Source organism: Streptomyces sp. Ag109_O5-10 (assembly GCF_900105755.1).
Taxonomy (GTDB): domain Bacteria; phylum Actinomycetota; class Actinomycetes; order Streptomycetales; family Streptomycetaceae; genus Streptomyces.
Window position 1 is genome coordinate 2,488,233 of the sequence record NZ_FNTQ01000001.1, and the last position, 12,871, is coordinate 2,501,103.

The 12,871-nt window shown below is 71.5% G+C and carries 10 protein-coding genes; 5 read left to right on the forward strand and 5 right to left on the reverse strand.

Annotation, left to right across the window (positions count from 1 at the left end):
- Positions 1-14: 14 nt before the first annotated feature.
- Together BLW82_RS11390 and BLW82_RS11395 are read left to right on the forward strand one after the other, a co-directional pair.
- Positions 15-2,180, forward strand: a complete 2,166-nt coding sequence (locus BLW82_RS11390; protein ID WP_093498681.1) for a RecQ family ATP-dependent DNA helicase — start codon at positions 15-17, stop codon at positions 2,178-2,180.
- Positions 2,181-2,466: 286 nt separating this feature from the next.
- Positions 2,467-3,087, forward strand: a complete 621-nt coding sequence (locus BLW82_RS11395) for a hypothetical protein (RefSeq protein ID WP_093498682.1) — start codon at positions 2,467-2,469, stop codon at positions 3,085-3,087.
- 301 nt (positions 3,088-3,388) lie between these two features.
- Here BLW82_RS11395 and BLW82_RS11400 read toward each other — a convergent pair whose 3' ends face one another.
- From BLW82_RS11400 to BLW82_RS11420, 5 genes are all read right to left on the reverse strand, one after another.
- Positions 3,389-4,015 carry a hypothetical protein gene (locus BLW82_RS11400; protein WP_093498683.1) on the reverse strand — a complete coding sequence of 209 codons (627 nt, stop codon included), beginning with the start codon at positions 4,013-4,015 and terminating at the stop codon, positions 3,389-3,391.
- Positions 4,016-4,083: 68 nt separating this feature from the next.
- Positions 4,084-4,785, reverse strand: a complete 702-nt coding sequence (locus BLW82_RS11405; protein WP_093498684.1) for a ribonuclease HII — start codon at positions 4,783-4,785, stop codon at positions 4,084-4,086.
- Between the two features lie 82 nt (positions 4,786-4,867).
- Positions 4,868-5,491, reverse strand: a complete 624-nt coding sequence (locus tag BLW82_RS11410; RefSeq protein ID WP_093498685.1) for a TetR/AcrR family transcriptional regulator — start codon at positions 5,489-5,491, stop codon at positions 4,868-4,870.
- Positions 5,492-5,771: 280 nt separating this feature from the next.
- On the reverse strand, positions 5,772-5,918 hold the full coding sequence (locus BLW82_RS44380; RefSeq protein ID WP_177232915.1) for a hypothetical protein: 147 nt from the start codon (positions 5,916-5,918) through the stop codon (positions 5,772-5,774).
- Between the two features lie 482 nt (positions 5,919-6,400).
- Positions 6,401-7,867: an extracellular catalytic domain type 1 short-chain-length polyhydroxyalkanoate depolymerase gene (locus BLW82_RS11420; RefSeq protein WP_093498686.1), complete on the reverse strand. Its 1,467-nt coding sequence runs from the start codon at positions 7,865-7,867 to the stop codon at positions 6,401-6,403.
- Positions 7,868-8,304: 437 nt separating this feature from the next.
- Between BLW82_RS11420 and BLW82_RS11425 the strand changes: the two genes are divergently transcribed.
- From BLW82_RS11425 to BLW82_RS11435, 3 genes are all read left to right on the forward strand, one after another.
- Positions 8,305-9,132 carry a 3-hydroxybutyrate dehydrogenase gene (locus BLW82_RS11425; protein WP_093498687.1) on the forward strand — a complete coding sequence of 276 codons (828 nt, stop codon included), beginning with the start codon at positions 8,305-8,307 and terminating at the stop codon, positions 9,130-9,132.
- 190 nt (positions 9,133-9,322) lie between these two features.
- Positions 9,323-10,720: an MFS transporter gene (locus tag BLW82_RS11430; protein ID WP_177232916.1), complete on the forward strand. Its 1,398-nt coding sequence runs from the start codon at positions 9,323-9,325 to the stop codon at positions 10,718-10,720.
- 137 nt (positions 10,721-10,857) lie between these two features.
- Positions 10,858-12,813, forward strand: a complete 1,956-nt coding sequence (locus BLW82_RS11435) for a helix-turn-helix domain-containing protein (RefSeq protein WP_093498688.1) — start codon at positions 10,858-10,860, stop codon at positions 12,811-12,813.
- The last annotated feature ends 58 nt before the right edge of the window (positions 12,814-12,871 follow it).

Genomic DNA, 12,871 nt, shown 5'->3' on the forward strand with positions numbered 1-12,871 from the left:
GTTGTATGGGACGCATGGAGCACACGAGCAACGCGGAACTGCGGACCCGGGCGGACGCCGTCCTCGCCCGTCTCGTCGGGGACGGCACGGGCACCGCCCGGCTGCGCGAGGACCAGTGGCGGGCGATCGAGGCGCTGGTCGCGGACCGGCGCCGGGCCCTGGTCGTCCAGCGCACGGGCTGGGGCAAGTCCGCGGTGTACTTCGTGGCGACCTCGCTGCTGAGAGCCTCCGGTGCGGGGCCGACGGTGATCGTCTCCCCGCTGCTCGCGCTCATGCGCAACCAGGTGGAGGCCGCGGCCCGGGCCGGCATCCACGCCCGCACCATCAACTCCTCCAACACGGAGGAATGGGAGTCGATCCAGGCGGAGATCGCGGCAGGCGAGGTCGATGTCCTCCTCGTGTCCCCGGAGCGGCTCAACAACCCGGACTTCCGCGACCAGGTCCTGCCCAGACTCGCCGCGGCGACCGGCCTGCTCGTGGTGGACGAGGCCCACTGCATCTCCGACTGGGGCCACGACTTCCGGCCCGACTACCGGCGGCTGCGCACCATGCTGGCCGACCTGCCGCCGGGCGTGCCGGTGCTGGCGACCACCGCCACGGCCAACGCGCGGGTGACGGCCGACGTGGCCGAGCAGCTCGGCACCGGCGGCGCCTCGGACGCGCTCGTGCTGCGCGGCCCGCTGGACCGGGAGAGCCTCAGCCTGAACGTGCTGCGGCTGCCGGACGCCGCGCACCGGATGGCCTGGCTCGCGGACCACCTGGACGAACTGCCGGGTTCGGGCATCGTCTACACGCTCACCGTGGCCGCCGCCGAGGAGGTCACCGCGTTCCTCCGGCAGCGCGGGCACCCCGTGGCGTCGTACACGGGGAAGACGGAGAACGCCGACCGGCAGCAGGCCGAGGACGACCTGCTCGGCAACCGGGTCAAGGCGCTGATCGCCACCTCCGCGCTCGGTATGGGCTTCGACAAGCCCGACCTCGGGTTCGTGGTGCACCTCGGCTCACCCTCCTCTCCCATCGCCTACTACCAGCAGGTGGGCCGTGCGGGCCGCGGTGTCGAGCACGCCGAGGTGCTGCTGCTGCCGGGCAGGGAGGACGAGGCGATCTGGGAGTACTTCGCCTCGCTCGCCTTCCCGTCGGAGGAGCTGGTGCGCCGCACCCTGGACGTTCTCTCCCGGGCCGGCGGCCCCGTGTCGCTGCCCGCGCTGGAGCCGCAGGTGGAACTGCGCCGATCCCGGCTGGAGTCCATGCTCAAGGTCCTCGACGTGGACGGCGCGGTCAGGCGGGTCAAGGGCGGCTGGGTCGCGACCGGACAGCCGTGGACGTACGACGCGGACCGGTACGCCTGGGTGGCCAGGCAGCGTGAGGCGGAGCAGCAGGCGATGCGCGAGTACGCGGCCACGCCCGAGTGCCGGATGGAGTTTCTGCAGCGCCAACTGGACGACGAGGGCGCCAAGCCGTGCGGCCGCTGCGACAACTGCGCGCGGCCCCGCTTCACCGCCGACACCACCTCGGCCGCGCTGGACGCCGCGCGGGTCGACCTGGGCCGAGCGGGCATCGAGGTGGAGCCCCGCCGGATGTGGCCGACCGGGCTGCCGGCGATCGGAATCGATCTCAAGGGACGCATTCCGGCCGGTGAACAGGCGTCGGCGGGACGGGCCGTGGGGCGGTTGTCGGACATCGGCTGGGGCAATCGGCTACGACCCCTGCTCGCTCCCCAGGCCCCGGACGCGCCGGTGCCGGACGATGTCGCCCGCGCCGTGGTGGCCGTGCTGGCCGACTGGGCGAAGGGACCCGGCGGCTGGGCTCCGGACGCGGCCGACCCGCAACCGCGGCCGGTGGGTGTCGTCACCGTCGCCTCGCGTTCCAGGCCCCGGCTCGTCCACTCCCTGGGCGCACGGATCGCGGAGGTCGGCAGGCTGCCCCTGCTGGGTTCCGTCGAGTACGCGGGAGATGCGCTCCGGGTCTCGCGCAGCAACAGCGCCCAGCGCCTGAAGGCCCTCGACGGCGCCCTGACCGTGCCGCCCGGCCTCGCCGCCGCCCTCGCCGAGGTCCGGGGACCGGTCCTGCTGGTGGACGACTTCACCGAGACCGGCTGGACCCTGGCGGTGGCGGCACGCCTGCTCCGCAAGTCCGGAGTGCGGGGGGTCTTGCCGCTGGTCCTCGCCGTTCAGGGCTGACCGGCTCGCCGCTGTTCGCATCCGGCGCCGGGTGCGGCGTACGAGCGTGCCGTGCTCGAACGTTCCAGGGGTCGTTCGGCATCTCAACGGGTAGGGATATAAGCCACGCACCGCCAGATAACAGTCGGCGGCCCCATTTGCTCGTTGCCGCATCCAAGTTCGACAGCAAGAATTGAGGTCCGCTCCCCGCACGGCTCGTCCGTGATCCGGTTGGGCTTTGCTGCGGTGCGCGCGGCCCCGAATCCGATCTCGCCCGCAGTGTGGGCGCGTAGCCGAAGGGAGGAACGTGACCTTCGGATTCGCTCCGTCCTCCGCGGCATCGTTGTCGCCGTCCGCGTCCGCCGTGTCCGCGAGTCGCCTGCTCGAGCCCGCGGAGTGGGCCGACGCCGGAATACCGCTGCTGCGTAACCCCCGTGAGGTCGTCAGCGGCCTGCACACCCGGCATCGCCCCCGTCCGGGCACCGCGGTCGTCGCCGTTCTCGATCCGGAGGAGCGGCTGTGTGCCAGCGCCTCCTTCGACCGGCGCTCGGCCCCGGCCGACGGCTGGATGTTCCGCAACGCCCTGCTGGCGCAGTTGCGCCGGGTCATCCCGCACGACCTGCGCCGCCGCACCCCGGTGCGGACCGCCGTACTGCTCTACTGCCGCGAGGGGGACGCGCGTTGGACGGAGGAGGACGGTGCCTGGATGTGGGGACTGCGGGACGCGTGCACGCTCCACGGACTGCGCTGCGGGGCGTACATCACGCTGACGCACGACGGCTGGCAGGTGCTCGGCGAGGGTCGCGGCGGCCGGCGTCCCAACGCCGACTCACCTCCCCAGCCGTTCGCCCTGTCCGAGGCCCCGCCCCTGTCGCCGCGTACCGGCGGCGCCGCCTCCGAAGTACTGCGCCGAGCTGCGGCCCGCTGAACCGCGGCCCCCGCGCGGGAGCGCCGACCCGGCATGTGCCGGGGGGCACGGCGTCCTGAACCCGCCCTACGGGGTGCGCGGCGGTCACGCCACGCTCCGCGCCGGAGCGGACGTTCCGCCGTCCGGTCATCCGCGGGAACCGCCCCGGTGCCCGCGCGCCCGATCCTCCGCCCGCCCGACGGCCACAGCCGCGACGGGCAGCGGCACCCTCCCCTCGTCCGGGCATGCCGAAGGCACCACTGTGCGCATCACCGCCGCGGCCCCTTCGGTACCTGCGAGGACCGGAGGTACCGGAGGCAGCTCAGACGCCTGCCCCCAGCACCGAGTTGATGCGCTGCGGGTCGCCGCAGACGATCAGCAGGGCGCCGGCCCGGGAGAGGGCCAGTGGCAGCGCGGTGGCGGCGGCGGTGTCGGGGCCGCCGTTGACGGCGACGACGACCACGGACCGGGTCGCGGCGCGGGAGGCGACGGCGGCGTCCGCGTAGAAGACGTCGTCGCCCGCGTCGTGCTGGGCCCAGTAGGAGGCTTCGCCGAAGGACAGCTCGTGGTCGGCCCACGGATGCTGCGCGCCGGTGGTGATCACCAGCACGTCGCCGGGGGCACGACCCGATTCGAGGAGCAGGTCCACTGCTTCCTCGGCCGCGTCGAGAGCGCTCTCGGCCGTGGCCGGGATCAGCTGGATCTGCGGGGCCGCCGCTGCCGCGGCGGGGACGGCCGGGCCGGACTGGCCTGGCTTGGCCGCGTCACGCGGCGTGCGCTGCACCGGCGGCGTGGGCCGCAGAGGGCCGGGACGACCGGGACGCGACGGGGCCGCGGGGCGGGGGCCGGGTACGGGACGAGGGGTCGGCGCGGTACGGCCACTGGCCGGAGTGGCGCGGGGACCCTGGGCACTCTCGTGAATCTGAGGCTCCTCGGGAATGAGAGGCATGAGCTGATATTTATCAAACGTAGGTGCAGGTCACGTGAACCGGGTGGCACAACTGTGCGACCGGAACGTCAGAAATCGAAGCCGAGCTGACCCTCGATCTCCGGAACGCTTCCCTCCGCCCAGCTGCGGACCTTCTTGAGGTGCCGCCACTGGGGCAGCGCATCAAGATACGCCCACGACAACCGGTGGTACGGGGTGGGTCCCCGCTCCTCCAGTGCGGCCTTGTGCACGGGCGACGGGTACCCGGCATTGTCCGCAAATCCGAAGTCTGCATGGTCGATACCCAGTTCGGCCATCATTTTGTCGCGCTGAACTTTGGCGATCACCGAGGCGGCGGCCACAGCCACACACGATCGGTCACCCTTGATGACCGTGCGCACCCGCCACGGAGTACCGAGGTAGTCGTGCTTCCCGTCGAGGATGACCGCGTCGGGACGGACCGGCAAGGCCTCCAGGGCCCGGACCGCCGCGAGTCGCAGTGCGGCCGTCATCCCGAGGCCGTCGATCTCCTCCGGCGAGGCATGCCCCAGGGCGTAGGCCGTCACCCACCCCCGCAGCGCCTCCGCAAGTGCCGTACGCCGCTTGATGGTCAGCAGCTTGGAGTCGGTGAGGCCGTCGGGCGGTCGACGAAGTCCGGTGACCGCGGCACAGACGGTGACGGGCCCGGCCCAGGCACCGCGCCCCACCTCGTCGACACCGGCAATGACCTTGGCTCCGGTCGTGGCGCGAAGGGAGCGCTCGACGGTGTGAGTAGGCGGTTCGTACGGCATGGCGCCCTTAGCGTACGCCGCACTGATCCCCGAGCGACACCCCGGCCTCCCGGACCGCCCCGGAGACCGCCGAAGGCGCGGCTCACGCCCCGCGCGACAGCAGCAGCGGAAGCATGAACCGGTCGATCATCTCCTCGATCTCCTGGTCGTTCCATTCGCTTCCGGAAATCTTGTTTCGGTACATCATCATCGCCGGAATGGCGTCCAGGACGTAGCCGTTGGCCGCATCAGCACGCACCTCTCCCCGCTCGATCCCACGCGTGACGATGTCACCGATCAGCTGGATCGTCGGCCCCACCACCCCGTCGAAGATCACGCCATGGAACCGCTCGACCTGTAGCGGATCGCATTCGTGAATGACGGATCGGAGCGCGAAGCCGGGACGGGAGAACATCGCGTCCCGGGCCTGGCGGCACAGGGCCAGCAGGTCGTCGCGCACGCTTCCGAGGTCGGGGGCCTCCTCCAGACGTGGCAGGCCGGCCTGCAGCGCGTCGGCCACCAGCTCCTCCTTGGAGGGCCAGCGACGGTAGACCGCCGCCTTGCCGGTCTGGGCGCCGGCGGCGACGCCCTCCATGGTGAGGCCGTTCCAGCCGACGGTGCTGAGCTGCTCCAGGGCGGCGTCCAGGATCGCGCGTTCGAGGACCGCGCCGCGCCGACGGGGGGAGGCCGTCTGCGGGGCAGCGGCAGTCCAGCGCGAGGTAACCATCTGATGTTTCTCCAGCGAGCGAGGGGAAGCGGGCATTCCGGAGCGGAGGACACGACACGTGACGACAAAGGGGGACGCGGCACGCGACGCGCAATTAAGTGAACGCTTGTGCTCTCTACCGAGGACTCACTACCGTTGACCCGACAGTGAACGCTGGCGTTCACTAACACCTTCGTGGGGGATCCATAGTGACAACCTCTCAACTGATATCGGAGCAGAAACCAGGTGCGGCCCGCCGGCAGGGGCGCCCCGGCATCGCCCTCACCGTGATTGCGGCCTGTCAGCTCATGGTGGTACTCGACGCGACGGTTCCATCGCGGGTTTCACCGTCCTCATCATCGCCATCGCCGGTCTGGAACAAACGGGGGGCGACCACACCCTCGACCAGCATCTCAGGCAACGGCGCCTCTTTCGACGGCTCGGGCACCGGAACCGTCTGAATCCCTCTGAACCTCCGCCGGCGCCCCCACCACGCGCTCCCATGTGCCGTCCGCGTCCCAACGGGTCCAGCGGCGGTGAGCGACTTGCCCACGCCATGAGCCATCCGTGCAGCAGCCTCGTTCCACGTCTTCGCCATCCGCGCTTTCCACAGGATCGCCTCGACGGCTCACGGGCCGGCAGGTCGGTGGACTTTCCCGACACCCAGCGTGGCATCGGCCCGTCCCTGGGCCGGCCCCATTGACGTGCCTGGGCTCTTGAGGAGTCTGCTGACGCACCGCCAACCTGGCCGCGGTGTCCGAAACCCGGGTGCATCATGGGAGCGCCGTTGACGTGCTGGAGCGGGTCGTGGCGCAGAGTCTCCGGAGCGGCCTCGGCACCGTGCTCCTCGATCAGAGGGCCGGATCCGCCGTCGGGCTCGCCCGCGCCGAGCTGGGTCCGAGCGGCGCAGGCGAGGTGGCTCCTGCCGGTTCAGCAACCGGAGTCGGCGATGACGAAGTATCCCGCGGAAGTCTCCTTCAGCGTGTGGATGACGGCGACGTTGTACAGGCCCATGTTCTGGCCGGAGCCGTTGGCGTAGGTGTAGCCGCCGCTCTGGTGGGCGCGTCCGGCCTGTACCTGGTTGTAGTTGTTGTCGGTGTAGCACTTGGGTGCGGAGCCTGTCGTTGTCGCCGTGACCGGTGCGGACGACGTGCCGACGGCGCCGGAGGAGTCGACCGCGGCGACGGTGTAGCTGTAGGGGGTGCTGACGGACAGGCCGGTGTCGGTGTACGTGGTGCCCGTCGCGGAGCCGACCTTCGTTCCGTTGCGGTAGACGTTGTACGAGGAGGCGCCGCTGACGGAGTTCCACGACAACGAGGCACCGGTGTCCGTGGTGCCGGTCACCGTGAGGCCGGACGGGGCGGGCAGGGAACCGGTGCCGCCCTGGCTGCCGCTGCCGTCCAGACCCCAGAACTGCGCGGTGTAGTAGCTGGAGCAGATGTAGTTGAGGTAGTAGGTGCCCGTGCTACCGCACTGGTCGGTGCCCGAACCTGGGTTCACGGCCAGACCGTGCGCCATGCCGGAGACCGAGAACAGGGCGACGGCGGGCTGTCCGGCGGAGTCGTTGTAGATGCTCTCGGTGGTGCCGCCGGTCAGGCTCTGGGTGCTGGAGGCCGTCTGACCGACGCCCCAGACGTCGGTCCACTGATCGCGCAGCTCGGCGCCGTTGACCGGCGCGACGGTGGTGTCGGAGCTGCCCTGCCAGACTGCGACTCGCGGCCATGGGCCCGAGTACCCCGGATGGGAGTTGCGAGCCTTGTCGCCCCACTGCTGCGGGGTGAGGTTCTGGTTGCTGTACTGGCAGCCGGAGGCGGCGGTCTGCGTGGTGGCGCACTGTGCGGGGAGGCCCGAGTCGACGGAGCCGCCGGCGAACACGTCCGGGTAGTCGGCGAGCAGGTCCGCGGTCATGCCGCCCCCGGCGGACAGTCCGGTGACGAAGATACGGCTGCGGTCCGAGCCGTACTGCGCCGCGGCGGTGTCGACCATCTGCATGATCGAGGCCGCCTCGCCCCTGCCCCGCGTGTCCTTGGTCGAGTCGAACCAACTGAAGCAGGACAGGCTGTTGTTGGCCGAGCTGGTCTGCGGGTAGACCACGGCGAAGCCCCACTGGTCGGCGAACTTCTGCCAGCCGGAGTGCGTGTGATAGTCGCTCGCCGACTGCGTGCACCCGTGCAGGGCGACGACCAGCGGTGCGTCGGCGGGCAGGTCGGAGGGCGCGTACTCGTACATCGCCAGGTTGCCGGGGTTCGAGCCGAAGCTGGTGACCTGCTGGAGGGTGCCGGCGGCCGCCGCGCTCGACGCGAGGGGGGTGAGGGCGGTCAGGCCCGCGATGAAGGCGCCCAGTGCGGTAGCCAGTGCGGTGCGCCGGAGGAACCCGCGCCAGGTGGAGTGAAGCATGGTGCGACTCCGTTGGAAGGTGGGGAGGGAGGGGGAGCGCGGGCGCGGCGCGGCGCCCGGCAGTCCCACCCCGCCCGGCTGTGACCGCGCCCGTCGCGTCGGCCGGTACGGCACCTGACCGCACCCGGCCCGCTGTCGTACCGGCTTGCTGGAAGCGGACTGTACGACCGGCCGGCCGGCCCATGACATGTGAGGGACAACCAGGACTGCGGTGCCCGGCGTGGCTCGCGCACCCATGGTGTCGGTGGTGCCGCTGTGACATGTGACGGGGCCACGCCCACCGACGCACACCGGGTGTTCCCGGCATCCGTGGCCTGTCGGAACACCCGCCGACCGACGGGACGTCGGCACATGGCGGTGACACCTATCTCATGGCGCGCAAATATGTTGACGCCCCACATGTCTCCTCTCCTAGGTCCTCCCTACCGTGTTCGGCCATGGACAGCACAAAGAGCTCCGACGAGGGCCTGCCCCAGCGTTCCGGCCCCGGTGACAGCACCGCCTCCGGCCTGGCCTCGACCCGGTTTCTCACCGGCCGCAAGGTTCTGGTCACCGGTGCGGCCAGCGGGATCGGCCGGGCCTGCGCCGAGGGCTTCGCCGCGGCCGGTGCCGAGGTCTACGTGGTGGACCGGGCCGCCAAGTCCGCCAAGGAGGTGGCCGAGTCGACCGGCGGCATCGCCGTCGTGGCCGACCTCTCCGAGGCCGACGCGGTGGACGCGTTGCCGGACGACGCCGACATCGTGGTCAACAACGCGGGTCTGCAGCACATCGCCCCGGTGCACGAGTTTCCCCCGGAGCGCTTCGCACTGATCCAGCGGGTCATGGTGGAGGCGCCCTTCCGCATCCTCCGCCGCACCCTGCCCCACATGTACGCGCAGGCATGGGGCAGGGTCGTGAACATCTCCTCGGTGCACGGTCTTCGGGCCAGCGCCTACAAGTCGGCGTACGTCACGGCGAAGCACGCGCTGGAGGGCCTGAGCAAGGTGGTCGCCCTGGAGGGCGCCGCGCACGGCGTGACCAGCAACTGCATTAACCCCGGCTACGTCCGCACGCCGCTGGTCGAGGAGCAGATCGCCAACCAGGCGCTCGCCCACGGCATCCCCGCGGCCGACGTGATGGACCAGGTGTTCCTGGAACGCACCGCGATCAAGCGCCTGATCGAGCCGGCCGAGGTCGCCGAAGCGGCGCTGTGGCTGTGCACCGAACGCAGCGGTTACATCACCGGCGGTTCGATCCCCCTGGACGGGGGCTGGACGGCCCGCTGAGGGGCCGTCCACCCACCCGTCGTGCGGGTGCCGGCTCCGGCCGGCCGAGGCCGACGTAGACGGCGCCGGCCCGCCGCCTCCCACGGCGCACCGCACCGACCGACTCCCCCGGACCCTTTCCCTTCGTCCAACAGCGGCGACCGGGTCCGGCGGTTCCGCTCACTCCTCACTCCGGAAAACGGTGACAACCATGCCCAGCGCTCACAACGCCGTGAACGACCCAGGCACCTCGGGAAGACCGGGCGGTCTGCGCAAGATCGTCGCTGCCAGCCTGATCGGCACGACCATCGAGTGGTACGACTACTTCCTCTACGGCTCGGCCGCCGCCCTGGTCTTCGGCCGCGTGTTCTTCCCCGAGTCGGACCCGCTGACCGGCACCTTGCTGTCCTTCCTCACCTACGCCATCGGCTTCGCCGCGCGCCCGATCGGCGCCGTGGTCTTCGGCCACTTCGGCGACCGTCTCGGCCGCAAGAAGCTCCTGGTGATCAGTCTGCTGATGATGGGGCTCTCCACCGCCCTGATCGGCTGTGTGCCCGGCTACGGCACGATCGGTGTCGCGGCTCCCGTGCTGCTGACCATCCTGCGCCTCGTCCAGGGCTTCGCCCTCGGCGGCGAGTGGGGCGGAGCGGTGCTGTTGGTGTCCGAACACGGCGATGCCGAGCGACGCGGCTTCTGGGCGTCCTGGCCTCAGGGCGGCGCACCGGCCGGAAACCTGGTCGCCGTCGGAGTGCTCTCCTTGATGACCACCGTGCTCAGCGACGACGCGTTCAACTCCTGGGGCTGGCGGGTGCCGTTCCTGCTCTCCGCCGTACTGGTCATGATCGGTCTGTGGATCCGGCTGTCCGTCGACGAGACCCCGTTGTTCAAGGAGGCCCTGGCCAAGGCCGAGCGCCGCAAGGCGGAGCAGCGGGCCGAGCAGCCGCCGTTCGTCGCGGTCGTGCGCAACCACTGGCGGGACATCCTGATCGCGATGGGCGCGCGCATGGCCGAGAACATCTCGTACTACGTGATCACCGCTTTCGTCCTCACCTACTGCGTCGAGCATCTCGAGCTCGACAAGCAGACGGCTCTGAACGCGGTGCTGATCGGCTCGGCCGTGCAGTTCTGCCTGATCCCGCTGTTCGGCGCGCTCTCCGACCGGGTCGGGCGCAAGCCCGTGTACCTGGTGGGCGCGGTCGGCGTGGGCCTGTGGTCGTGGGCCTTCTTCGCTCTGCTCGACACCAAGTCCTTCCCCGCGCTGGTCCTGGCCGTCACCGTCGGCCTGGTCTTCCACAGCGCCATGTACGCGCCTCAGGCGGCGTTCTTCTCCGAGCTGTTCGCCACCCGGATGCGCTACACCGGCGCCTCCATCGGAGCCCAGCTCTCGTCGGTGGCGGCCGGCGCCCCGGCCCCGCTGATCGCGACGGCGCTGCTCAGCTCCTACGGCAACGCCACCCCGATCTCGGTGTACGTGGGACTGGCCGCCCTGATCACCGTGATCGCCGTCGTCGCCGCCCGGGAGACGCGCGGCAGGAACCTGGCCGCGATCGAGCCGGACGGCTCCGCGACGCAGACCCTCGCGGACCAGAAGACCGCCGCGTCCACCTGACGGCCGGCACCGCTTCCCGGCCGGAGGGCCAGGGTCCTTTCCGTTCGGGGGAGGACACTGGCCCTCGTCGGCCGTTCGTCCCCCGGCCGTGCGCCGACTCCTCCCGTGCCCATCGCCTACGCAACGGTTGCCCGTCCATGTCGCACACACCCACCCCCGTCGCCCGTCACCTGCGCAGGCTGCTCGAACTCCTCGCCGCGGGCGCCCCCGCCGAAGACCTCGGAGCCGTCGCCGTCGAGGCCCGGCACAGCGGTGCCACCGCCCAGGACCTCTCGGAGGTCGAACAGGCCACCGAAGCGGCGCTGCGCGTCCAGACCACGCTCAGGCAGCACCGGCGCCGGGAAGCGGAGCTGACCGCGCTCTTCGACACCGCCGGCGACCTGGCGGCCCTGCGCGACCTCGACGCTGTGCTGCGCTCCATCGTCCGGCGCGCCAGGATGCTCCTGGGCACCGACACGGCCTACCTCACCCTGCCCGACGAGGAGGCCGGCGACACCTACATGCGGGTCACCGACGGCTCGGTGTCGGAACTGTTCCAGAACCTGCGCCTCGAGCTCGGGGAGGGACTCGGCGGCCTGGTCGCGCAGACCGCACGCCCCTACGCCTCCCCCGACTACCGCACCGACGACCGCTTCCTGCACACCGGCAGCATCGACGCCGGGGTCCTGGACGAGGGCCTGGTCGCGATCCTCGGCGTGCCGCTGCTGCTGGGATCGGGAAGCGGCGGCCAGGTCATCGGGGCGCTCTTCGCCGCAGATCGCACACCACGCATGTTCGCCCCGGAGGAGGTCGCCCTGCTGTGCTCGCTGGCCGACCACGCCGCCATCGCCATCGACACCGCCAAGGCCATGGCCGACGCGCGTGTCGCGGTGGCCGAACTGGCCGAGGCCAACGCCGTGATCCGCGAGCACTCCGCCGCCATGCAGCGTGCCGAGGAATCACATGACCGGCTCACCGATCTGGTGCTGCGGGGCGGCGACGTCTCGGACGTGGCCGCCGCCGTGGCCGGTCTGCTGAAGGGGGACGTCGCGGTCCACGACGGCTCCGGGTGGCCGCTCGCCTCGGTCGGCGAGCAAGGTGGCGCGGTCGCCAGGGGTACGGAGGACGACGGTGCCACGGAGGAGGAGGCGGCGGCGCTGGTCGAGGCGGCGAAGAGCTCACGCGCCGCCGCGCACGCGGTGTTCCATGACGGGCGCTGGGTCTGCGCGGTGCTGGCCGGGCAGGAACTGCTGGGCTGTCTGGTGCTGTCCGGGCGACCGGATCTCGACGGTCCCGACCGGCGCCTGTTCGAGCGCAGCAGCGTAGTGACCTCGCTGCTGCTCCTGCTGAGGCGTTCGGTCGCGGAGACCGAGAACCGCGTACGCGGCGATCTGATCACCGATCTGCTCACCGCGCCCGGCCGCGACCCGGCCGGCCTGGTGGCCCGCGGCCGCCGCCTCGGCTTCGACCTCGACCGGCCCCACGTGCTGCTCGTCGCCCGGACCGGCGACGCGGTCCGGGAACGCCTCGCCGACGCCGCCGTGCAGTACCTGTTCGGGTGCGGCGGGGGCAGCGCGGAGCACGAGGGCGACGTGGTGCTGCTGCTCCCGTGCGACGGTACCGGTCCGGGTGAGGCGGCCCGCATCGCGGCCGGGCAGCTCGGCCAGCTGGCCGGCGCACCGGTCACGGTGGCCGGCGCCGGGCCGGCTGCCGGGCCGCGGGCCATCGCCGACGGGCACGCCGAGGCCCTGCGCTGCCTGCGGGCGCTGCACGTCCTCGGCCGCGACGGGCACGGGGCGAGTGTCACCGAACTGGGCTTTCTGGGCGTGTTGCTGGGTGACATGCACGACGTGGACGGCTTCGTCACGGCCACTTTGGGACCGCTGCTGGAGTACGACGCCCAGCGCGGCACCCATCTGGTGCGCACGCTGCGCGCCTACTTCGACTGCGGCGGGAGCCTGAGCCGGGCGAAGGAGGAGCTGCACGTGCACGTGAACACGGTCGTGCAGCGCCTGGACCGCATCCAGGCGCTGCTCGGCCCCGACTGGCACACCCCCGAACAGACGCTGGAACTCCAGCTCGCCCTGCGCTTGCAACTGATGTCGGGTGCCTGACGCCCCAACGGGCGTGCGCGAGAACGTCCCGGGGCCGACGCGCGGTTCTTCCGGTCCC